Origin of the sequence: Pseudomonas sp. TH32 (assembly GCF_016650855.1) — a bacterium.
In the GTDB taxonomy this organism is placed as follows: Bacteria; Pseudomonadota; Gammaproteobacteria; order Pseudomonadales; family Pseudomonadaceae; genus Aquipseudomonas.
This window is the reverse complement of the sequence record NZ_JAEKFA010000001.1, coordinates 447,694-468,302: the sequence shown is the minus strand read 5'-3', so window position 1 is coordinate 468,302 and position 20,609 is coordinate 447,694. Positions and strand designations below refer to the sequence as shown.

Sequence of the window (20,609 nt, the reverse complement as noted above, 5' to 3'; positions counted from 1 at the left end):
CAGGGCAAATAAGGTTTATTCAGAAATCAGAAGGAACTTTGCAGCTTGATCCCGCCGATCAGCGCGTCATCCACCTGGGCCACGGCCCCGGGATGACGGATGTATTGCAGGTTCGGGCGCACCGTCAGCCAGTTCGTGACGTGCACGCCGTAATAGAGTTCGGCGCTGTATTCGGTGTGTTGCAGGGGCAGGTAGGCCGGGTCATCGAAGTCGAAGACGGCGCGGGCCTGGTTGCTGGCCTCGGCGTTCTTGCGATAGGCCGGGTTGACGTGCACCCGGGCCACGGCAAAGCCGATATCGTCCTTCGCGCGGGCGTCGAACAGGCCCTTGTAGACCACGCCGGCCTGCACGTAGTTATCCACAGCGTTGGTTTTCTTGTCGTGCATCGTGCCGTTGGCGAACACGCTCAGGCCCCGCGAGTGGTCGCTGGCCAGGCTGGTGACTTGCTGCTGCACGCCCAGCCACACCCCGTGCTTGCTGGAGGCGCTGCGGTAGGCTTCGCCGCTGAGGGCCGCCGGCTGGTCGTTGCGGTCTTTATAGACATCGCTGGCCTTGGCGCTGCTGTAGTAGTAACCGGCGCGGTATTCGCCGGGCAGCCCGTTGAGCGTGGGGGTCCACACCAGTTCAACCGGGAGCAGGGTGCCCTGGGTGCCGCTGCCACTGAGCTTGAAGCCATTGCCGCGATCCAGGTTGGACGGGTTCTGTTCATAGGCGCCGACCTGGGCGTAAAGCTCGGGCGTCAGGTGATATTTGACCCGCAGTGCCCACTGGCTCACCGGCCAGTTGTACCAGATGCTGCCCACCCAGTTGCCGACCTGCGAGCCGCAGAACGCCAGGTTCTGGAAGTCGCAGGGGAAGCTGTTGAAGTCTTCGCCTTCGCCAAAACGGCCGGCCTTGATGTCGAGCTTCTGGTCGAAGAATTTCTGCTGGTACCACATCTGCGTCAGGCGCCAGGTCTGGCCGCGGCCCCAGACTTCCTGGGACGAGGTGAACCCGCCCACACGTGGATCGTTGACCCGGTCATTGGTGATGTTGTTGCCGCTGCGCTCGGTCACCGTCAACTGGAATTCGGCGTCGTGCCAGCCGAGGATTTTCTGCAGGTCCAGGTGCGTGCCCAGGCCGAACTGATCGCTGTAGCGTGCGGTGCGGTCATGGTTTGAGCCGCCGTGCAGGTTGCTGCCCATCTCGCCGGTGTAGTCAAACTTGAAGTCGTAGCCCTGTTGAGACAGCGCTGTCCGAGTGCCGCCGAAATCACCCAGCATCCACGGTGATTCAGCGTCAAAGGCAGGTGCAGCCTGGGCACAGGTGGCCAGACTGAAAGGCAGCAGCGCAGCGCACAGGCGCAGATTTTGGAAAGCAGGCATAGGCAAAATGGGGTCTTAATATTTTATGGTTTTGAAACGCAAACAGCGGCCTGGCGCGTTCGCACAAAGGCGCTGGACGCGGGCAGTCGATGGTTGGATGAAAATGATGAAACGTTTCAGTTTGTTACTGACAAGGATAATGCCCTGACGCGGGGAGAGAAAGGGCTAAACGGAAGATGGATTCTTTCGGATTTGGTAATAGTGGGCTGGGTCGTTGGATTTGGTATCAAACTGTTCATCGGCTCGCGTTTGAAGCCCGGCTCCCTGCCGGGCTTTTTGGTTGCTAAGCCAACTTCACCAAACAACTCTCAAGAATATCCAGCCCTTCCTCCAGCACTGCCGCCTCAATGGTCAACGGCGCCAGCAGCCGAATGATGTGCCGCGATTTGCCACTGGGCATCAGCAGCAAACCCGCGTCGCGAGCGAGGGCCAGCAGTTGGGTGAGTTGTTGTGGCGCCGGGCTGCCGTCGGCATTGGCCAGCTCGATGCCGCGCATGGCACCGACACCCGTCAATCGACCGAGATACGGGGAGAGTTTTTTCGAACGCCACGCTTCATATCGGCTGACGATGGCTTCTTCCTGTTGCGCGCCCCAATTTTGCAGGTGCTCGTCAGTCATTTCATCCAGGGTGGCCAACGCCGCCGCGCAGGCGATCGGGTTGCCGGAGTAGGTGCCGCCCAGGCCGCCTTTGGGCAGGTTGTCGAGCAACGATTTGCGCCCGACCACCGCGCCCAGCGGTACGCCGCCAGCGATGCTTTTGCCCAACAGGATCAGGTCCGGCTCGATGCCCAGGCGAGAGAAGGCAAAACGCTCGCCGGTACGGCCGAAGCCGGACTGGATTTCATCGGCAATCAGCAGGATGTTTTTTTCGTCGCAGAAGCGTCGCAGGGCCTGGGCGAATTCCACGTCCAGGGTCAGGAAGCCGCCTTCACCCTGCACCGGCTCGATAATGAAACACGCCACATCGTTGACGTCGATTTCGACGCTGAACAGCCGGTCCATCGCCTTGAGTGCTTCGCTGCAGGTCACGCCGTTGTCGCGGCTGGGGTAGGGCAGATGGAACACCGGCCCCGGTAGCACGCCGACTTTCTGCTTGTAGGGCGCGACCTTGCCATTGAGGTTCAAGGTGGCCAGTGTGCGCCCGTGAAACGCACCGTCAAACGCAATCACAGCGGTGCGGCCCGTGGCGCCCCGAACGATTTTCAAGGCGTTTTCCGCGGCTTCCGCACCACTGTTGGTGAGCATGCCGCTGACCGGGTAATCCACCGGGATGAAGGCAGTGAGGCGGTCCATCAGTTCGATGTACGGCGCGTGAGGCACAGCGTTGAAGGCGTAGTGGGTGAGCTTTGTCGCCTGCTCGAGAATCGCCTCGACCACACGCGGGTTGCAGTGGCCCAGGTTGAGCACGCCGATGCCGCCGATGAAATCGATGAAGCGCTTGCCGGTGGTGTCCCAGACTTCGGCGTTCTTGCCATGGCTGAGGCTGATGGGGTGGACGATGGAAATCGACTGGCTGATGGTTTCGCGGCTCATGGATCCGGGACTCAAGAAGGGGATGCGTCCTTTTATCTAAGCCGTGAGCCGCCTCGCCCCGCAAACGAAATAAAGTCGCCGGGTCATTATTAAAAGTCGGGATGTGCTGTGGCGTACTCCACCATCCAGTTCAAAAACGCCTTCACTTTCGGGATCTCCCCGGCATGTTCGGCGTGGGCGATAAAGTGCGCACCGGCACTGGGCATCGTGTAGTCCCAGGGGATCATCAGGCTGCCGTTCGCCAATTCCTCGGCCACCAGGTACTGCGGCACCAGCGCCACGCCATACCCTGATTGCGCCGCGCGGATGCACATGTAGAACGTGTCAAAACGCGGCCCGTGGTAACTGTTTTGCGAGTGCAGGCCCTGTTCCAGAAACCATGCGTGCCAGGCCTCGGGACGCGAGGTGCATTGCAGCAACGTGTGGCGGGAGGAGGCGTCGCTGCCGGCGGCGACAAACCCGGGTGCGCACACCGGCACCACGGCTTCGCGAAACAACTCGATGCAGGTCGCCCCCGGCCACGATCCCTGGCCGAAGAAAAACGCGATATCCGCCTTGGCCTGCAACACGTCGAAGGGCTCCAGTTCGTTGCGCACGTCCAGGTGGATAGTGGGATGGCGCGCAGCAAAGTCCTTGAGCTTGGGCACCAGCCAGCGGTCACCGAAGGTCGGCTGGGTGGCGATCCGCAGCACTTCGGTCTCGCCACCGTAGGTCAGGATGTAGCGGCTGGAAATATCCACCTGGTTGAGGATCTTGCGCACTTCTTCCAGGTACAGCGAGCCCGCCGGCGACAGGTACAAACGCTGGCGAACCCGCTGGAACAGCGGATGGCAGAGCATCTCTTCCAGCTGCGCCACCTGCTTGCTCACCGCACTCTGGGTCAGGTGCAGTTCTTCGGCGGCGCGGGTGAAACTCAGGTGGCGGGCGGCGGCTTCGAAGCACTGCAGGGCCGTCATCGAAGGGGTCAAGCGTTTGGATATCACGGGATCGCAGATCCTTTTAAATAGCCGAGTTCATTCCAAATCGGAAGGAGCCTAAGCCTAAACGTCGTTTGTGGCCAAGGTGTAAAGCCGTTGATACTGACCGGCAACACTATAAACCGGCGCGGGTTTTTGGCGCCGAATAATAAAGATCGACAGGGAGTGCCTTGAATGAAGAACGTGAAATCCACTTTGGCGGCATTCACCGCCGCCGCCGTATTGGGCCTGGCCGGGACCGCTCACGCAGGGGCGACCCTGGACGCGATCCAGAAGAAAGGGTTTATCCAGTGCGGCGTCAGCGACGGCTTGCCGGGCTTCGGCGTGCCGGACGCCAATGGCAAGATGACCGGCATCGATGTGGATGTGTGCCACGCCGTCGCCGCCGCGCTGTTCGGTGATGCGTCGAAAGTGAAGTTCAGCCAGTTGACCGCCAAGGAGCGTTTCACCGCGTTGCAGTCCGGCGAGATCGACCTGATTTCCCGCAACACCACCTGGACCAGTTCCCGCGACGCCGGCATGGGCATGGTGTTCACCGGCGTAACCTACTACGACGGCATCGGGTTTCTGGTGAACACCAAACTCGGCGTGAAGAGTGCCAAGGACCTGGACGGCGCGACCATCTGCATCCAGGCCGGTACCACCACCGAGCTGAACGTCTCGGACTACTTCCGCTCCAACGGCCTGAAGTACACGCCGATCACCTTCGACACCGCCGACGAAAGCGCCAAGGGCCTCGAAGCCGGCCGCTGCGACGTGCTCACCACCGACCAGTCGGGCCTGTATGCCCAGCGGATCAAGATGGCTCACCCGGATGAGTTCGTCGTATTGCCGGAAGTCATTTCCAAGGAGCCCCTGGGGCCACTGGTACGTAAAGGCGATGACGAGTGGTTCAGCATCGTCAAGTGGACCCTGTTCGCCATGCTCAATGCCGAGGAAATGGGCATCACCTCGCAGAACGTCGAGGAGCAGGCCAAGTCCAGCAAGAACCCGGACGTCGCCCGCCTGCTGGGTGCAGACGGTGACTACGGCAAGGACCTGAAACTGCGCAAGGACTGGGTGGTGCAGATCGTCAAGCAAGTGGGCAACTACAGCGAAGTGTTCGAGCGCAATATCGGCCAGGGCAGCGTGCTGAAGATCAAGCGTGGTCTGAACGCCTTGTGGAGCAACGGCGGGATCCAGTACGCGCCGCCGGTTCGTTGAGGCGTCACGAAGACACAGTGTCCTTACCCGCCGCCTTGGAGCGATACAACGCCTGATCGGCCCTGGCCATCAGGCTTGTGGGTGACTCATCGGTGCGCCGTTCCACCACGCCCTGGCTCAACGTCACCTTGAAACCGCCCACGGCGGGCAGCGCCTTGAGTGCCGTGCGCAACTGCTCGGCCAGTTCCCGGGCAGTTTCCAGCGTGCTTTTGGGGGCGATCACCATAAACTCATCGCCTCCCCAGCGTGCCAGCAAGTCGCCGGGACGCAGGCAGGCTTCGAGGCATTCCACCACATGCACCAGGGCTTCATCGCCGACGGCATGGCCGTGCTGATCGTTGATGGGTTTGAAGTCATCAATGTCCATGGCGATCAGCGACAGCGGCAGGCGAAACCGTTGGGCCCGATCGCATTCTTCCACCAGGGCCCGCTCCAGGCGGTAACGATTGGCCACACGGGTCAGGGCGTCGCGTTCGGCCAGGGAGCGGTTTTCATCCAGTTGCAACTGCAGTTGTTGATTGACCCGCGACAGCTCGCGCGTGCGCTCGGCCACCAGGGCTTCCAGGGATTGGTTACGTCGCTCCAGCTGTTCGATGGACTGCTTGCGTGCCTGGATGCTGCGGTGGGCGCCGAGCATACGGGCCACCGAGCCATCATCGTTACGTGCAATCACGTAGCCCCGGTCTTCTATCCACAGGTAGGAGCCGTCTTTCTTGCGGCAGCGATATTCGGCTTGATAGTGAGTGGTGCGGCGGTTGATGTAGTCATCAAACAGCACCATCACATTCGGATAGTCCTCGGGGTGAATCACGTTTTCCCAGGTAAACACGCTGTTTTCCAGGGAATGATGGGCGTAGCCGAGCATTTCGTACCAGCCGGGGTTGCGGTAGACGAACCCGGTGTTGGCGTTCCAGTCCCAGATCCCGTCGCTGACCAGCTCCATGATCGCGTGCAGCATGTCGGCGTTAAGGTCGCAAAAGTCCTTCCTTGACGGTTCGCTGGCGGATGTATCGTCCATTGCGCACTCCCTGCGTGGACTGGCCCCCATGGCCAGCCTAAGTTGACGCCGATACTCCGTGGCTGGCGGTACTGTACAACGGCGCTTTGGCGCTTAGAAGGGGGGCTTTGGTCTAGGCTGGAAGGTGGCTATGAGCCACTACCTTCCAGGGCTCGGACTTTTATTGGGTGCCACCATCCTCGTCCGTGGCGCCCCATTCGCATTGTGCTGATAAATCGCCTCAGGCTGCCCTTGCTGATTAAAAAACACCTGCCCGATACCGGCAGAATTCCACAACCGCTCACCCGCTTCGGCGTGTTCCGGAATATGCGGCACCACCTGCATGGGACGGCGTCGAGTCAGCCAGTTCAGGGGGGAGCGCGGCGAATAGAGCCAGCGATTGAGGCGATCGAACCATTCCAGCAGGCGCGGAGGGAATTCGTTCTTGATGCCGCTGCTGGTGATCTGCCAGATCTTCGGGCCCGCGTTGCGGTGGCGGATCAGCACTTCGTAGACGAACGAGTAGTGCACGTCCCCCGACAGGATCACGTAGTTACCCGGGGTGCGGGAGTGGCGAAAGATGTTGAGGATCACCTGTGCCGCGCCGCGGTGGGCCATCCAGTTTTCCGCGTCCACCAGCAGCGGGTAGCCGCACCAGCTGAAGGCTTTCTGTACGGTCTCGATCAGCTTGACGCCGAAGATCGGTGCCGGCGACACGATGATTGCCGATGGGTGATCCAGCAGTTCCTGTTGCAGTTCGCTCAAGCCTTCCCAGTCCAGCAGGCCGGACGGTTGCTTGAGGGTGAATTCACTGCGCCAGCGTCGGGTGCGGGTGTCGATCACCACCAGCGCGGGTGTGGTGGGCAGCACGTAATGCCAGTGCTGGAACTTCAGCAGTTCATCCACCAGTTCATCCTGGGCCACGGCATCCAGAGAGTTGCCATGGGCTTGCGTAGTCAGCGCCAGGGTGTCGCCCAACACGGTGCCAAACGCATCCGGGTTGTTGCCCCAGCCCTGGCAGAGCATGTAGGCCAGCAGGGCGTTGCCGATGATGCGCTTGGAGAACGGGTGGCCATAGGCGGTTTCTTCCCACTGGGCGCTGAGGTTCCAGTCGTCGGTGATGTCGTGATCATCGAATATCATCAGGCAGGAAAGGTGAGCGAACACCCGGGCCACGCCGCCCAGGCCGTCACGAAACTTGTCGATCTGCACCTGCTCGTGTGCATAGCGTACGTGCTCTTCGGCACGCAGTTGCGGTGCTTGCGGGGTGATCAGTTGCCACGGTGTGGGTGACCAGGCCAGCAGGTACATCGCCATGACTTCGGCGAAGGTCACCAGGTGGTTGTCGGCGCTGCTGCTGGTAAAAATCGGCTTCTTCACGCCGCCAAAAAAACGCTCGCGCAGGGTCTCGTTGCTTTCCAGGGCGGGCAACAGATCGGCCCGATGGTAGTAGCTGGCGGCGTGCTCGTAGAGTGCTGCACTGTTGTCGACGACGGCACCGTCGAGGTGTTCGTCGAACAGGCCGAGGCGGCTGATCAACGCATGAATGGCCCTCAGCATCGGCCCCGCGACATCGTCGGCGTAGACCTGGTCGCCGCTCATCATCAACAGGGCCGGGCGGTCTTCGACCGTGGTCGACTCGGCCAGCAGCCGGTCGACACACAACAACCCTTCGTCGGCGCTGTGGTGGGGTTTGCGACACGAACCGTGTACCAACTGGTGGATGCGGCTGTGCAGGACAACGTTCGGGCCTTGGGCGCCGGGGTACAGCAGATGGGGCGCCCACTCGGCGATACCGGCACTCTCGACCAGCAGGTCGTAGCCGATGCTCACATCCTGGGGCAGGGCGTGCGCCAGTTCAACGTCGATCAGGTGGATAAACGCCTGGCGCCCGACGGGCACGACCTGGCAGCGGCTGGCGTCCAGTTCGATGTCGAACGCCTCGCCGTGGGCGGGTTGCAGCCTCAGGGTCAATGCCAGGGCGCGACTTCCCACCAGCCACATCACCAGGCGCCGGGGTTCCAGGCGTCGCAGCAACGGGCCGGCGAGTACAGCGGGAAGTGTGTCGGGGTGCGGCATCAAGGCAACGGCTCTGGGCAGGGTTGGGCCGAAAAGGTAACGCATTGAATGTCAGCGTTTTGTTAAGGCGCGATACCCGGGCGAGCCGCAAATTACCCGGCACCTGCGAGCCCGGGCTATAAACCTTTCATCTCAAATCATGACCGGCTGGCTGTGGTTTCACCTTCAGCGATCATCCAGCGCAGTACTTCGCCCAGCGCCACGCTGTGCTGCCGCTCAACCCAGCGCACGCCCTGCGGGCTGTACTGTTCGACGTAGCGTCTGAGTACCAGGCGGCCCTGTTCCGACGACAGGCTCAGGCGGGTTTCCCGGCAGAGCAGGGCGTGGGCCCCACGCTTACGCACCTGATGTTGCAAAACCAGTGAGCCTGACTCAGAAATCATCGCCGGCTCCCTGTGCGCAACTATCGGCCTGGGGCGACGTCGCTCCCTGCTTGCCTTCCAGTACAAAGGCCGCACGGTGTTCGGCCACCACATTACGCAGGGCGCTGTAGTAGTCCGGCAACTTTTGCAGGCTGTCGGTCAGTGGCAGCAACGACGCCCGGGTATCGACGGTACCGCCCACCAGGCTGATGGTGCCCAGGGTCTGCACGGTGTCGCTGTCGCCCAGCGGCGCCACCAGGAAGTTCAGGACTTTGCCTGCCGCATCGCGGCTGTTGCCGGTGCCCAGCAACGGCAGCTCGACAATCGGCCCGTTGCCAATCCCCCACACGCCAAAGGTCTGGCCGAAGTCGGCGGTGTGGCGAGGGATGCCCAGCGGGTCCGAGACATCGATCAGCCCGACAATCCCCACAGTGGTGTTCACCGCAAAGCGCCCCAGGGTATTGATCGAACGCCGTGGGTTGCCTTGCAGCAGGTCGTTGATAAATACCTTGGGCTCGCTGAAGTTGCTGGCGAAGTTATGCACACCCTGCTGGAAAAAATCCGGCAGGTATCGGTAACCACGAGCCACAGGCGCCAGGGCATAGTCATCGACGGCGCGGTTGAAGGCGAACACGCCCCGGTTGACCGGCTCGGCGGGGTCATACACCGGGTAGGAAACCTGTGCGCAGCGTGTCGTACTCGTCACGTTGGCCGGGCTCGCGCAGCCTGTGAGGTAAGACACGGTCAGCAGCAACACGGCCTGGCGAGCCAGGTGCTGGGGATACGTCAGCGAGCGCATAGGGTCAGTCTCCGGGAAAAGGAGGCCGATGCTGGCAGCCGCAGCTTGCGCAAAGATGTCTGCTTTATTGCGCCGTTGACGCTTTATTGCACGATTGAAATATATGACGGGCCGCGTCGAATGGTTTTAGATGGCGCATCGACAAGACCAAGTGATGCCCGCCGGTGAGCCATCTTTTAATCGTGGACGATGACCTTGAGGTCCTCGCCCTGCTGAAGAAATTTTTTCTGCAACATGGCTACACGGTCGAGACCGCCGCCAATGGCACCGAACTGTGGGCGGCCATGGAGCGTACGCCTGCCGACCTGATCATCCTCGACCTGATGCTGCCGGGGGATAACGGCCTGTTGCTGTGCCAACGCCTGCGCCAGCAATACGCAACGCCGGTGATCATGCTGACCGCCATGGGCGAGTTGAGTGATCGCGTGGTGGGCCTGGAAATGGGCGCCGACGATTACTTGAGCAAGCCCTTCGACGCCCGTGAGTTACTCGCCCGGGTGCGCGCAGTACTGCGCCGGGCCGGAGAAAACCGGCCAACCCTGGGTGACGCTTCGCGCCCGCTGATCCGCTTTGCCGGCTGGCAACTGGACCTGACGCGCCGGGAGCTGCGCTCGCCGGATCAGGTGATGATCCCGTTGTCGTCCGGGGAGTTTGACCTGTTGCTGGTGTTCGTCGAGCACCCGCAACGGGTGCTGACCCGCGAGCAATTGCTCAACCTGGCGCGGGGTCATAGCCATGACGCGTTCGACCGCAGCATCGACGTGCAAGTCAGCCGCCTGCGACGCAAGCTGGAGTTTGACACCAAGCGCCCGGCGATGATTCGCACGGTGCGCAACGGTGGTTACCAGTTCACCGTCGCCGTGACCCGCTCATGAGTCGCTTCAAACCCCGGGACACCGTGGCCCGCTGGATCGCCCTGACCATCCTGATTGCGATGCTCACGGCGCTGGCCTTCAACGCGCTGTTTGTGCAACTGGCGGGCGTTTGGGCCAGGCCGCCGCTGGGTGAGACCGGCCTGCTGGAAAAAGTGGCGGTGATCGTGCGGATGATTGAGGCGGCAGAGCCATCACAGCGAGCACAGCTGACGCAGGCCGTGGGCGATGACAGTTTCAGTGTGAGTTGGTCGGCCACCCGTGGGGGCATTGATGTGCCGATTCTGGAAGACCCGGGTTTTCATTCCGATCAGGTGTTCAAACAACTGCTCAAGGGACCGGAACGGCGAATGGAAGCCTACGAACCGTCCGACTGGCCAGGCCCCGGCGGGCACTATGCGCTGGTGGTGCAACTGGTTGACCAGTCCTGGCTGATGTTCAGTGCACCGTCGCGCAGTTGGGGCCTGGCGGAAGGCCCGCGAAGCCTGGTGGTGCTGATGCTGGTGCTGGTCTCCACTGCGTTGGTCACGCTGATCGCCACCCGGCGCCTGGCTCGGCCGCTTCAACATTTCGCCCAGGGTGTGCGGCGCTTCGGCGCCGACTTTCGTGCGCCGCCCATCGAACCGGTCGGCCCCCACGAAATCCGCCAGGCGATCCTCGCGTTCAACGGCATGCAGGCGCAGTTGCAGCACTTCATCCAGGACCGTACCCAGATGCTTGCCGCGATTTCCCATGACCTGCGGGCGCCGCTGACCCGCCTGCGCCTGCGGGGAGAATTCGTCGAGGATGCCGACCAGCAGCACCGCCTGTTCCGGGATGTCGATGAGATGCAGGCGATGATCAACACCGCGCTGGAATTCTTCCGCGACGATGCACGCCTGGAGCAGGCCACCCAACTGGACCTCGCCGAGTTGCTGCAAACCTTGATTGATGACTACCGTGACCAGTCCATCGACATCACCTTCAACGGCCCGCCGCGACTGGTTTATTTCGGCCGACCGCTGGGGCTCAAACGGGTGATGACCAACCTTGTGGACAACGCGATTCACTATGGGCTGGCGCCGGAAGTTGAACTGCAACAGAGTCCTGGAAGGGTGACGGTGCGGGTGCTGGACCGTGGGCCCGGCATCCCGGTGGAGCAGCACGAACAGGTGTTCCTGCCGTTCTTCCGGTTGGAGGGCTCACGCAATAAAAGTACGGGCGGTGTCGGTTTGGGGCTCTCCACGGCACGGGCGATTGTGCTGGAACACGGTGGGACGCTGACCTTGGAAAATCGCCCGTGCGGCGGGTTGGCCGCCGTGGTGGTGTTGCCGGTTTAGGAGGCTTAAACCTTCATGTCAACTCGCGTCCCAGGCCGCTCAGAGAGCCGCCGTTCGACTGGGCGTTTTGTTGATTGGCGCCGCTATGCGAGGGTTCCTCCTTGGGTTTGGACGCAGGTTGAACAGGCTGGACGGGTTGAAGTGCCTGGATCAGGTTTTGAGTATGAAAAACGCTGCCGATCATCATGGATGTACCTCTCGATCAATAGGAAGTTTGCCGTGCGCATCAACTCCCTTTGAGTGCGTCCTGATCAGTGGCTTTGGCCCGGTCCAGCGTTCCGGACCATTGGGTTTCCATTTGCTTCGCCGTCTGAACAGGGCCGGTTTCAAGCCGGCTTGGGCACCGTAAACCGAAACTCGCTGCCCCGGCCCAACTCACTTTCAGCCTCGATCCGCCCGCCATGGGCCTGCACGATGCCTTGGGTGATGTACAGCCCGAGGCCGCTGCCGGTGGGGTTGTTTTCGGTCTGGGTCCAGTAGCGATCAAACACATGGGGCAATTGTTCAGGCGCAATCCCTTCGCCGGAGTCCCGCACCGAAAACACAATATCTTCGCCGGTACTCATCGCGCTGATGCCGATATTGCCCTGGCGTGGCGTGAACTTGATGGCGTTGCCGATCAGGTTCGACAACACCTGGAACAGCCGCTCCGGGTCCGCATTGATTTGCAGCCCGGGTTCGGCGTTGAACGACAAATCGATGCCCTTTTCCATCGCCAGGGGCGCCAGTAATGAATAGGCCTCCTCGAACATCTGGCTCACGTCCAGGGCTACCGGCTTGACGGTGTAGCGCCCGGCTTCGATCTTCGAGGTGTCGAGCAAATCCTCCAGCAGCACATTCATGCGCCCGGCGGCTTGTTGCATGGTGTCGATGGCCGAGGAAATCCGCCGCGAGGTGTGCGGGCCGTCGGAGCTGAAGGCCTTTTGCATCATGCCGCAGAGCATCGAGATGACCGTCATCGGGTTGCGCAGGTCGTGGGAAACCACCGCCACCAGTTCATCCCGGGCGCGCACCGCTTGTTGCTCACGCAGCACCTGGCGGGCCAGGTCATTTTCCAGGGCCGAGCGACGCAGGTCGTTGGCGGCAAAGCGGTCGCCATGGCTCCACTTGGTGGAAATGCCGGCCATTTCGACCTTCCAGATTTCAAACGAGGTACGTGGGCGCAGGCGCAGGCCTGCGTCGGAAGTTTCCAGGTTCAGGGGTTTATTGGGATCGCCGCTCCAGTTGATGTTTTCCTTGGCCTCGGGGCGAAACCACAGCACGCCGTTATCCACCGGCTTGGGCAAGTTCATGGCCAGCACGCCACTGGCTACGTGCTGGTACTCCGCCGCCGGCGGGTACACCGACGCCAGGTGATGGCTGGCAAACACCGGCTGCCCGGTCTCTTGCAGCCACTTGTGCAAGGCACGGATCTGCCCGGGTTCCGGGCAGTTGCCATAGCGGTGCAGTTGCTTGTCTTCGATGATCGCCACACCGCAGGCCTGGGTCAGGTCCATCAGCAGTTGCGGACGTTGCGCCAGGCCGTCGAAGACATTGGCGGGCGAGGCCTGCATGGCCTGGCTGAGGAGGGCCAGGGCCTCGACCTTTTCTTCACGCTGGCGGCTCAGGTCCAGGGCCTCCATGGCGCTGATCTGCAACGACAACACCTGGCCGATGGTCTGGCAGGCCGTGCGCAACTCATTGGGCACCATCAGCGGCTGACGGTTGCCGCAACTGATCAGGCCCCAGAGTTTGTCGCCGGCCATCAGGGAAATGCTCATGGACGACAGCACGCCCATGTTCTGCATGTACTGGCAGTGAATCGGCGACACGCTGCGCAGTGTGGCGAAGCTCAGGTCCAGGGGCTGGCCGGTGTCCGGGCGCAACCTGGGCACCAGTGGTACCGGCTCATAGTTGGCGTTGGGGATGATCCGCAGCCAGTTGGTGCGATACAGCTCCCGGGCCTGTTCGGGGATGTCGGAGGCGGGGAAGAACAGGCCGTTGAACAGTTCCATCGACGGCGCGGACGCTTCGGCGATCACCTGGCCGTGGCCTTCTTCCTCGAAGCGATAAATCAGCACGCGGTCGTAGCCGGTCATGGCCTGGATTTCGTTGACGCTGATTTCATACAAGGCCTGCAGGGTTTTCGCCGCTTGCAGACGTTGCAGCATCTTGCCCAGGTTGCTGGTCCGGCCATTGAGCGCCTTGGGCTGGAAATCCTTGAGGCGCGGCTCGAACTCCAGCACCAGCACACCCTGATGGCGGTGCAGCAACCCTTCGAACTCGGCGCCGTTGAGCGTCACGTGCAAGGGTGGGGCGTCGAAAAAACTATTGTGCGTGACCATGGCCTGGACGGCATCCGCATGTTCCGTACCGATCAATGTATGCAGTGGCTGGCCCAGCAGGGACTCGGGCGCGTGATTGAACAGCCCGGCCACGTTGGCGCTGACCTGCACGATATGCAGGCTTGGCTCAGACAAGGTCAGCAGCGCGCCGTGGGGCTGGATGGCCCCCGGGAAGCGGATGGGCTCGTCCGCACAGTTGGCAAGCAGTTCTTCAAAATCATCGGGTTTCATAGCAGTACCTCCTGGCTGTCGAGCCATTGCTCAAAGCAGCTGAATGTCGAGCGGGCCGCGTTTACAGCGCGCAGTTTGGCGTGCGCGTCGAGGGGCACATGGCTCAGGTAATCGAGAAAGTCTTTCCAGCGCCGGCCGGTTTCGGCGCCATACACGTTGAGAAACGCAGCGCCGTTGTCGGCGTCCAGACCCAGGCGCTGCGCCATTTCCCGGCGCAGGATCTGCCCGCCCAAGGTGGCGCCTTCCAGCACGTACAGCGCACCCAGGCAGGCGGCAGGTGTGTCGAGGGGCGGTAGCGAGGTGCAGCGGGGAAGGGCGGCAATGGCAGGGTCGTCCAGGCCCAGGGCGTGGAGGTCCGTCAGCAAGGTAGGCGTTTTCAGACGCAGTGCCTGATCGAATCCCACCGGGATCAAGCCGCTGTCGTTCAGCGTTGCTTCCAGAGGGTCGTAGAACCCGTAGTAGGCCTGGAGCAGGCGTCGGTACCCGTCGTGATCCAGCTGCGGGGAGAAAAACGGCAAGCGTTTTTCCAGGGCGACGTGCAGTAAAGCGGTACCTGAGCGCAGGGCTTCAAGTACGGGGGGCGCACCAACGTCATGGGCCTGTGAATGCATTCAGTAAACTCGAACTGGGGGCCTGCTGGCCATGTAGGGTTGCCTGATCATTGACCGCAGGAGCTGTCGCGAAGTTCGCTGCAGCTGATATCGCTACGCTATCAATGCATGGGCGGGCCCTGTACCAGCGCCGATTGCACGCAATCGAGCAAGCGCTCGGCGCTCCACGGTTTGGGCAAGAAGCGCACCGTGCCGCCCAGTTGCGACGCCATTGCGGTATTGCCCGAGGTCAGCAGCACCGGCAGCGACGGCCAGCGATGGGCGACTACCTTGCTCAAGTCGTAGCCATTGAGCAGGCCGGGCATCTGGATATCGCTGACAATCAGGTCCACCGGATCACTGGCCCGTTCAAGAAAAATCATCCCTTCGTCTGCGGAGGGAAACGAGGTCACCACCGCACCGAAATCCTCCAGTACATCCACCATCAACGCGCGAATGATTTCGTCGTCTTCCAGTACCAATATCGATGGCTGAGCCATGATCACCACTCCACCATCCGGGATAAGTAAGGTGGAGTGAACGGCGGTTGATTAGGTTCGATTGGATGTTTTTTTGCGATGGGTGGTCATTTGGTGGGTGTGCTTGCGAGTAACGGGCGGGATACGTCACGATGCCGTCCCCCACGCTATGGAAGGCAATCCAGTGTCGAGTACGATTGATATCGGCGGCCGTATGATCAAGGTCGACCATGCTGGCGAACATGGCGCGATCTGCATCTACAGCGGCCAACTGTTCATGGCACGCCTGGTTGCCCCTGGTTTGGTAGAAGAACTCAGGGAGCTGCGTTCCCACGAGTTGCGCCATCGCGCAGTGTTCCAGTCCGAATTGCAGCGCCGTGGCCGGCGGCGTTGCCGCAGCTACTGGCTATGCGGCCTCGGCGGCCTGGTGTTGGGGTTGGTGACCGGGCTTTGCGGGCGCAAGGCGATCCTGGCCACCACCGTCGCGGTCGAAAGCGTGGTGCTTAAGCACCTTGCCCATCAACTTCACGTTTTACGCGACAGCGACCCGCAGGCAGTGGTGGCGATTGCCTCGATTGTGGAAGAAGAGCAGCAGCACCATGACCAGTCGGCCGCGCAGATCGACCCGCGCGATCCGTGGAGCCGGGCGTTGAACCCGGTGGTGACGGCCTGGACAGAGGCGGTGATCTGGATGGGCATGCGTTCGTGAGTGGCTGCAGTCTCATCTCTGTCGTTATTAGGACCGCTATCTCTGAGGATGCAGCGTTTTTGCCTGCGATAGAAGCATCTGCGGCCCAATCCTTCCGCACCATCGAATCGTTGGGCTGGCTTGCCGATGCCGAGCTCATGAGTGTTGGGCGCCATCTGCAGGTCATCGCGTTGGGTACGTGTTGGGTGGCGGTGGATGCTACTGGCCAACTCCAGGGGTTCCTCAGTGCAGAGGTATTTGATAACGACCTGCACATCCATGAACTGTCAGTGACGCAGCTCATGCAAGGCCGTGGCGCAGGGCGGCAATTGCTTGAAACCGTGATGAATGAAGCACGCTCGCGCCAGTTGCGGGCCGTCACCCTTACCACGTTTTGTGATGTGCCCTGGAATGCCCCGTTTTACCAGCGGCTGGGATTTCGGCAAGAGCACTCCCTGGTGCCGGATCATCGTTTGGCAGAGGCTTTGCGTGAGGAGTATCGTCACGGTTTTGCGCCGGGCAGTCGTTGCGCCATGTCGTGGCAAGTTACCACCTGAACCGGCACACCGGATGGAATGCTATTTATGAAGCCTGTTGTTTTACTCACCCTTGCCTTGATGTCCGGTTTTGTCAGTGCCCAGGCAATGGCGGAAGGCGACGCCGAAGCCGGTGGGAAGCTATTCAGCAAAACCTGCGGCGGTTGCCATAGCGTCGGCGAAAACGCCCGGGGCGGTTTCGGGCCGCAGCTCAACGGCATCATTGGCCGCCCGGCCGGGACCACCACTGACTATCAGTATTCAGATGCAATGAAGAATTCAGGCGTGGTCTGGACGCGGGACAAACTGGCCGCCTATATCGAGGCGCCGAAAAAGGTGGTGAGCGGCACCCGGATGATTTTCTGGGGGATCAGTGACCAGGAGAAGATCGATAACTTGTTGGCGTATCTTGCGACGTTTCAGGCGCAGTAATTCAGGTTGATTGACGGCACGCCTGCCGATAATGCCTCGGTGCCTTCCCAGTCACTCGCTTGAAGGCATTGCTGAGCGCGCTTTCAGACCCGTACCCCAGTGACTGCGCCAAGACCCCAACGGAAAGATTCCCCTCGCGCAACGCCCGTTGCGCAAGGCGCATGCGCCATTCGGTCAAGTACGTCAGCGGTGGCACGCCGGCGACGTTCTTGAAGTATTGCGAAAAGGTGGTGCGCGACATTGCAGCGGCTGCAGCCAAGGCTTCCAGCGACCAGGCATTCCCCGGCTCGCTGTGCATCAAGCGCAGCGCGGGCGCCAGGCGCTTGTCGCTGACCGTGCGCAGCCAGCCTTCGGGTAATGCGCCCGAGGTTTCGACGTAAGCCCGCAGGATCTGGATAAACATCAACTGCGCCAGCTGCGCCGATGCCAGGCTCGCCCCCAGCAAACGGGATTCGCCCTCATGCGCCAACTGGCCAAGCAGCCATTGCACGATTGCCGCTTGCGGCGCCGTGGCCCGCACGTGGATCAGGGGTGGGAGTGCATTGGCCAACAGCCCGCCACTTTCCGGGTCCAGGCGCACGTAGCCGCCGATTTGCACACAGCCTTGGCCGTCACCGATTTGCGGGAAGCGGCCGGCGTCAGCGAATAATTGCCGCGCTTCCAAAGGCGCTACCGACACATCGCCTGCAAGCACAAACGAGCGTTGCGCACTCAGCAGGAACACATCTCCCGCTTCAATCAATACCGGCGCTGGCTCGTCCTCGAGCCACAACCAGCACTGTCCTTTCACCACACCGAAAAACTTGATCTTGTCTGGCGCCGGAAAACGCAGGGCCCAGGCGCCGCCCGCGCTGAAACCGCCAGTCATCACCGATTGGGCGTTCACGAAGGTGAGCATCTCGGAAAACGGATCGCTGTGCATATTCGTACTTTCACGCAGGTAAACGGGATGTTCGAGTATTCAGAGTACGGCTTTCGGGGCGTAGCGTGTTAACCACACGTCTAATGGAGACTCTGTCATGCCCACTGCACAAAAACCCATCCATAGCGACTACGGCGCGGCGACTACCGCCGCCGAAGTGATCCGAGGTGCCGACCTTTCCGGCAAGGTTGCGATTGTCACGGGCGGTTACTCCGGCATTGGCCTGGTCACCGCCCGCACCCTGGCTGCCGCCGGCGCCCACGTGATCGTCCCGGCCCGTGACCCGGCCAAGGCTCGCGCTGCACTCAACGCTTATCCACAGCTGCAACTTGAATCCCTGGACCTGATGGATGCCGGTTCCATCGACCAGTTTGCCGAGCGCGTTCTGGCGACAGGCCGCCCGTTGCACCTGCTGATCAACAACGCGGGCATCATGGCGCCACCGCTGAGCCGCAATGCACAGGGTTACGAGTCCCAGTTCGTCACTAATCACCTCGGGCATTTTCAGCTTACCCAGCGCCTGTGGCCAGCCCTGCAACGTGCCGACGGTGCGCGGGTGGTGGCGTTGTCTTCACGGGGCCACGTACACGGCGCTGTCGATTTTGATGACTGGAACTTCGAGCGTCAGGCCTACGATCCATGGAAGGCCTACGGTCAGTCAAAAACCGCTAACGCGCTGTTCGCCGTGCATCTGGACACACTCGGCGCAGCCAGCGGTGTGAGGGCTTTTGCGGTTCATCCCGGCGGAATCATTACCGACCTGGTGCGCCACATGAAGGCAGAAGTCTTGCAGGCATCAGGCTATGTAGACGAGCACCGGCAACCGGTGATCGACCCTGAGAGGAACATGAAAACCCCGGAGCAAGGCGCAGCCACCACGGTGTGGTGTGCGGTGAGCGAGCAGTTGGCGGGAATGGGCGGGGTGTACTGCGAGAACTGTGATGTGGCAGTTGCGGTGAGCGCGAATTCGGAAGAACAGCTGGGTGTCAGGCCGTGGGCGGTGGATGCCGAGTTGGCGCAACGGTTGTGGACGTTAAGCGAACAATTGATCGGCGGACACTAGGCCGCAGTGTGGGGTCAGCTCACTGACCCCATCGGCCCATCAAGAACCCTGCGGTGTTTCCCCGCGCGCCAGACGCGCATTGATGTCTTCGATCACCGCCGGCAGTTCGACGATGGTGTCGATCAGGTAATGTGGCCGGGAGCCTTCGAACATCTGGGCGATACGCGCACGCTCCAGCGCCAACTCAGCAGCGGGCAGCGCTTTGTATTGCTCGTAGGTCAAGCCCAGGGCGTTGCCCGAACAGGTCAACGCCACCGTCCACATGCCAGCGCTGCGGCCTTCCAGAATCCCGGGCCAGGTGTCGTCGACCTTCACGCAGGCGGCCACATCACTGATGCCCAGCGCAATCACGTTGGCCAGTGCCTGCGCCGGATGCGGACGCCCGTTGGGCACTTCGTCAGTCGCCACCACATGGTCGGCGACGTAGCCGTTGTGGCGCGCCAGTTCGACCACCTTGGCCATCACCACCGCCGGATAGCCCGAGCAGGAGCCAATCTTCAAGCCTTGGCCACGCAGGGTTTTGATTGCCTCAAGGGCGCCGGGAATGACCGCTGAATGCAGTGCGATTTTCTCGATCTGCAACGGCATGAAGCGTTCGTAGAGGGCCGTGACGTCCTCGTCGGTGGGCAGTCGATCAAACACCGCCCGATAACGCTCGGCAATCTGCGGCAGGTTGCACAAGGTGCGGATGTGATCCCACTTGCCCATGCCCATCGGGCCGCGTGCTTCCTCCAGGGACACGGCAACGCCGAACTCGCCGAACGCCTCGACAAAAATCTGCGTGGGGGCGAAGGAGCCGAAGTCGACAACGGTGCCGGCCCAATCCAGGACCACAGCTTGCAGCTTGGAAGGTTGTTGGTAGTGCATGGCAAGTCTCCATTTTCAGGTGTGAGCAGGCCGTCCCTCTGCCGAAGAAGAGGTAAGCGCCTGGTGAGGGTTTAAACGGGTAAGGCGATCAGGTGGCCGGGATCGGACTGGCCTCGAACAGCTCCGCGATCATCGGTCGGTTGCGCCGGATGCCCAGGCAACACAAGTGGTAGTCGATGAAAAACGGATGGTCGACGAAGGTGATCGGCGTGGTGCCCGGGGTTTCGGCGTATTCCACGGCGGACACAAAGCCGATGCCAATGCCCTTGGTTATGGCGTGCACGATGGCTTCACGACTGTTCAACTGCATCACGCAGTTCACGGCAACTCCCTGGCGCTTGCAGCTTTCTTCCACCAGTTGCCGGGTGCGTGAGCTTTTCTCGCGCATCACCCACTTTTCGCGGCTGATCTGTTCCACGTGCACCTCTTTCTGTTGCGCCCATGGGTGGTCATCGCGCACCACCGCAATAATCGGATAGCGCCGGTACAGCTGGGTATCGAAGCGCTGGTCGAATTCCGAGAGGGCCAGGATTGCCACGTCGATATCGAAGTTGAAGAGCCGGTCCAGGGTTTCCTTTTCCGGGGAAAACGAGGTTTCCAGTTCGATGTCCGGGTGGCGCTGCATCAGTTCGTAAGTCAGGTTCATCGCAATCGGCGGCGACACCGCGCCCAGGCGCAACAACCCTGTCTTGCGCTGCTTGAAACTCTGCAACAGTTGCATGGCTTCATCCTCCTGGCCGAACAGCCCCTGGGTGATCCCGTAAAGGGCGTGCCCGGCCGCACTCATCTCGATAAACCGCCCGCGACGGTGGAACAACTCCACCGAGAACTGCTTCTCCAAACCGTTGACCTGCTCGCTGACCGTCGGCTGGCCGACGCTCAGGTACTCGGCGGCGAGGGTGAAACTGCCGGTCTTCGCCACCGCATGAAACGAGCGCAGCCACTTGTGGTACTGGTACATAAAGAGTCCT

21 protein-coding genes are annotated in these 20,609 nt (G+C 61.5%); 7 read left to right on the top strand and 14 right to left on the bottom strand.

Going from position 1 to position 20,609, the window contains the following annotated elements; genetic code table 11:
- Nucleotides 1-26 precede the first annotated feature (26 nt).
- From JFV30_RS02180 to JFV30_RS02170, 3 genes are all read right to left on the bottom strand, one after another.
- The gene (locus tag JFV30_RS02180) at nucleotides 27-1,364 is read right to left on the bottom strand and encodes a carbohydrate porin (protein ID WP_201121669.1); all 1,338 of its coding nucleotides are present in this window, start codon (nucleotides 1,362-1,364) and stop codon (nucleotides 27-29) included.
- A 283-nt stretch (nucleotides 1,365-1,647) separates the two neighbouring features.
- Complete coding sequence (locus JFV30_RS02175) at nucleotides 1,648-2,898, bottom strand: 2-aminoadipate transaminase (protein WP_201121668.1); 1,251 nt, start codon at nucleotides 2,896-2,898, stop codon at nucleotides 1,648-1,650.
- Between the two features lie 89 nt (nucleotides 2,899-2,987).
- On the bottom strand, nucleotides 2,988-3,854 hold the full coding sequence (locus tag JFV30_RS02170) for a LysR substrate-binding domain-containing protein (protein WP_207201799.1): 867 nt from the start codon (nucleotides 3,852-3,854) through the stop codon (nucleotides 2,988-2,990).
- A gap of 195 nt (nucleotides 3,855-4,049) precedes the next feature.
- Here JFV30_RS02170 and JFV30_RS02165 point away from each other — a divergent pair, with 195 nt between their 5' ends.
- Nucleotides 4,050-5,078 carry an amino acid ABC transporter substrate-binding protein gene (locus JFV30_RS02165; protein ID WP_201121667.1) on the top strand — a complete coding sequence of 343 codons (1,029 nt, stop codon included), beginning with the start codon at nucleotides 4,050-4,052 and terminating at the stop codon, nucleotides 5,076-5,078.
- Nucleotides 5,079-5,082: 4 nt separating this feature from the next.
- On the opposite strand, the gene JFV30_RS02160 is transcribed toward JFV30_RS02165, so the two are convergent.
- The 4 genes from JFV30_RS02160 to JFV30_RS02145 all read right to left on the bottom strand — a co-directional run bounded on the left by JFV30_RS02160 (nucleotide 5,083) and on the right by JFV30_RS02145 (nucleotide 9,315).
- Nucleotides 5,083-6,096 (bottom strand): sensor domain-containing diguanylate cyclase, encoded by a 1,014-nt coding sequence (locus JFV30_RS02160; RefSeq protein WP_201121666.1) that lies wholly within the window; start codon nucleotides 6,094-6,096, stop codon nucleotides 5,083-5,085.
- Between the two features lie 138 nt (nucleotides 6,097-6,234).
- Nucleotides 6,235-8,154: an alkaline phosphatase D family protein gene (locus JFV30_RS02155; protein ID WP_201121968.1), complete on the bottom strand. Its 1,920-nt coding sequence runs from the start codon at nucleotides 8,152-8,154 to the stop codon at nucleotides 6,235-6,237.
- A gap of 137 nt (nucleotides 8,155-8,291) precedes the next feature.
- A complete protein-coding gene (locus JFV30_RS02150; protein ID WP_201121664.1) occupies nucleotides 8,292-8,537 on the bottom strand; it encodes a hypothetical protein in 246 nt (81 codons plus the stop codon).
- Nucleotides 8,527-9,315 (bottom strand): MlaA family lipoprotein, encoded by a 789-nt coding sequence (locus tag JFV30_RS02145; RefSeq protein WP_010176902.1) that lies wholly within the window; start codon nucleotides 9,313-9,315, stop codon nucleotides 8,527-8,529. Before JFV30_RS02145 ends, JFV30_RS02150 begins: the two co-directional genes overlap by 11 nt.
- A 164-nt stretch (nucleotides 9,316-9,479) precedes the next feature.
- Between JFV30_RS02145 and JFV30_RS02140 the strand changes: the two genes are divergently transcribed.
- Nucleotides 9,480-10,190 carry a response regulator gene (locus JFV30_RS02140; protein WP_029616173.1) on the top strand — a complete coding sequence of 237 codons (711 nt, stop codon included), beginning with the start codon at nucleotides 9,480-9,482 and terminating at the stop codon, nucleotides 10,188-10,190.
- Nucleotides 10,187-11,506, top strand: coding sequence for an ATP-binding protein (locus tag JFV30_RS02135; RefSeq protein ID WP_201121662.1), 1,320 nt, complete (start codon nucleotides 10,187-10,189; stop codon nucleotides 11,504-11,506). Before JFV30_RS02140 ends, JFV30_RS02135 begins: the two co-directional genes overlap by 4 nt.
- 13 nt (nucleotides 11,507-11,519) lie before the next feature.
- Here the strand turns inward: JFV30_RS02135 and JFV30_RS02130 are convergent, their stop codons facing one another.
- From JFV30_RS02130 to JFV30_RS02115, 4 genes are all read right to left on the bottom strand, one after another.
- A complete protein-coding gene (locus tag JFV30_RS02130; protein ID WP_201121660.1) occupies nucleotides 11,520-11,693 on the bottom strand; it encodes a hypothetical protein in 174 nt (57 codons plus the stop codon).
- Nucleotides 11,694-11,832: 139 nt separating this feature from the next.
- Nucleotides 11,833-14,061 carry an ATP-binding protein gene (locus JFV30_RS02125; RefSeq protein WP_201121659.1) on the bottom strand — a complete coding sequence of 743 codons (2,229 nt, stop codon included), beginning with the start codon at nucleotides 14,059-14,061 and terminating at the stop codon, nucleotides 11,833-11,835.
- Nucleotides 14,058-14,672 (bottom strand): biliverdin-producing heme oxygenase, encoded by a 615-nt coding sequence (locus JFV30_RS02120; protein WP_201121658.1) that lies wholly within the window; start codon nucleotides 14,670-14,672, stop codon nucleotides 14,058-14,060. Before JFV30_RS02120 ends, JFV30_RS02125 begins: the two co-directional genes overlap by 4 nt.
- 101 nt (nucleotides 14,673-14,773) lie before the next feature.
- Nucleotides 14,774-15,151, bottom strand: a complete 378-nt coding sequence (locus JFV30_RS02115) for a response regulator (RefSeq protein WP_201121657.1) — start codon at nucleotides 15,149-15,151, stop codon at nucleotides 14,774-14,776.
- Between the two features lie 163 nt (nucleotides 15,152-15,314).
- Between JFV30_RS02115 and JFV30_RS02110 the strand changes: the two genes are divergently transcribed.
- Genes JFV30_RS02110 through JFV30_RS02100 form a run of 3 tightly spaced genes read left to right on the top strand, consistent with a single transcriptional unit; the run spans nucleotide 15,315 to nucleotide 16,786 of the window.
- Nucleotides 15,315-15,839, top strand: a complete 525-nt coding sequence (locus JFV30_RS02110) for a demethoxyubiquinone hydroxylase family protein (RefSeq protein ID WP_275965049.1) — start codon at nucleotides 15,315-15,317, stop codon at nucleotides 15,837-15,839.
- Between the two features lie 14 nt (nucleotides 15,840-15,853).
- Nucleotides 15,854-16,375: a GNAT family N-acetyltransferase gene (locus JFV30_RS02105; protein WP_201121966.1), complete on the top strand. Its 522-nt coding sequence runs from the start codon at nucleotides 15,854-15,856 to the stop codon at nucleotides 16,373-16,375.
- A 27-nt stretch (nucleotides 16,376-16,402) separates the two neighbouring features.
- Complete coding sequence (locus JFV30_RS02100; RefSeq protein WP_201121655.1) at nucleotides 16,403-16,786, top strand: c-type cytochrome; 384 nt, start codon at nucleotides 16,403-16,405, stop codon at nucleotides 16,784-16,786.
- Nucleotide 16,787: 1 nt separating this feature from the next.
- Here JFV30_RS02100 and JFV30_RS02095 read toward each other — a convergent pair whose 3' ends face one another.
- Nucleotides 16,788-17,708: an AraC family transcriptional regulator gene (locus JFV30_RS02095; protein ID WP_201121654.1), complete on the bottom strand. Its 921-nt coding sequence runs from the start codon at nucleotides 17,706-17,708 to the stop codon at nucleotides 16,788-16,790.
- A gap of 97 nt (nucleotides 17,709-17,805) precedes the next feature.
- Between JFV30_RS02095 and JFV30_RS02090 the strand changes: the two genes are divergently transcribed.
- Nucleotides 17,806-18,771 (top strand): oxidoreductase, encoded by a 966-nt coding sequence (locus JFV30_RS02090; protein ID WP_201121653.1) that lies wholly within the window; start codon nucleotides 17,806-17,808, stop codon nucleotides 18,769-18,771.
- 39 nt (nucleotides 18,772-18,810) lie between these two features.
- On the opposite strand, the gene phnX is transcribed toward JFV30_RS02090, so the two are convergent.
- On the bottom strand, nucleotides 18,811-19,638 hold the full coding sequence (phnX, locus tag JFV30_RS02085; protein WP_201121652.1) for a phosphonoacetaldehyde hydrolase: 828 nt from the start codon (nucleotides 19,636-19,638) through the stop codon (nucleotides 18,811-18,813).
- An 88-nt stretch (nucleotides 19,639-19,726) separates the two neighbouring features.
- The gene (locus tag JFV30_RS02080) at nucleotides 19,727-20,599 is read right to left on the bottom strand and encodes a LysR substrate-binding domain-containing protein (protein WP_201121651.1); all 873 of its coding nucleotides are present in this window, start codon (nucleotides 20,597-20,599) and stop codon (nucleotides 19,727-19,729) included.
- Nucleotides 20,600-20,609: the final 10 nt, after the last annotated feature.

Bases quoted from the DNA above. Each gene is read 5' to 3' on its own strand.
- JFV30_RS02180 (WP_201121669.1), bottom strand. From the start codon at position 1,364: ATGCCTGCTTTCCAAAATCTGCGCCTGTGCGCTGCGCTGCTGCCTTTC.
- JFV30_RS02160 (WP_201121666.1), bottom strand. From the start codon at position 6,096: ATGGACGATACATCCGCCAGCGAACCGTCAAGGAAGGACTTTTGCGAC.
- JFV30_RS02090 (WP_201121653.1), top strand. From the start codon at position 17,806: ATGCCCACTGCACAAAAACCCATCCATAGCGACTACGGCGCGGCGACT.
- JFV30_RS02165 (WP_201121667.1), top strand. From the start codon at position 4,050: ATGAAGAACGTGAAATCCACTTTGGCGGCATTCACCGCCGCCGCCGTA.
- JFV30_RS02130 (WP_201121660.1), bottom strand. From the start codon at position 11,693: ATGATGATCGGCAGCGTTTTTCATACTCAAAACCTGATCCAGGCACTT.
- JFV30_RS02125 (WP_201121659.1), bottom strand. From the start codon at position 14,061: ATGAAACCCGATGATTTTGAAGAACTGCTTGCCAACTGTGCGGACGAG.
- JFV30_RS02170 (WP_207201799.1), bottom strand. From the start codon at position 3,854: ATGACGGCCCTGCAGTGCTTCGAAGCCGCCGCCCGCCACCTGAGTTTC.
- JFV30_RS02115 (WP_201121657.1), bottom strand. From the start codon at position 15,151: ATGGCTCAGCCATCGATATTGGTACTGGAAGACGACGAAATCATTCGC.
- JFV30_RS02175 (WP_201121668.1), bottom strand. From the start codon at position 2,898: ATGAGCCGCGAAACCATCAGCCAGTCGATTTCCATCGTCCACCCCATC.
- JFV30_RS02135 (WP_201121662.1), top strand. From the start codon at position 10,187: ATGAGTCGCTTCAAACCCCGGGACACCGTGGCCCGCTGGATCGCCCTG.
- phnX (WP_201121652.1), bottom strand. From the start codon at position 19,638: ATGCACTACCAACAACCTTCCAAGCTGCAAGCTGTGGTCCTGGATTGG.
- JFV30_RS02150 (WP_201121664.1), bottom strand. From the start codon at position 8,537: ATGATTTCTGAGTCAGGCTCACTGGTTTTGCAACATCAGGTGCGTAAG.
- JFV30_RS02120 (WP_201121658.1), bottom strand. From the start codon at position 14,672: ATGCATTCACAGGCCCATGACGTTGGTGCGCCCCCCGTACTTGAAGCC.
- JFV30_RS02145 (WP_010176902.1), bottom strand. From the start codon at position 9,315: ATGCGCTCGCTGACGTATCCCCAGCACCTGGCTCGCCAGGCCGTGTTG.
- JFV30_RS02095 (WP_201121654.1), bottom strand. From the start codon at position 17,708: ATGCACAGCGATCCGTTTTCCGAGATGCTCACCTTCGTGAACGCCCAA.
- JFV30_RS02100 (WP_201121655.1), top strand. From the start codon at position 16,403: ATGAAGCCTGTTGTTTTACTCACCCTTGCCTTGATGTCCGGTTTTGTC.
- JFV30_RS02155 (WP_201121968.1), bottom strand. From the start codon at position 8,154: ATGCCGCACCCCGACACACTTCCCGCTGTACTCGCCGGCCCGTTGCTG.
- JFV30_RS02080 (WP_201121651.1), bottom strand. From the start codon at position 20,599: ATGTACCAGTACCACAAGTGGCTGCGCTCGTTTCATGCGGTGGCGAAG.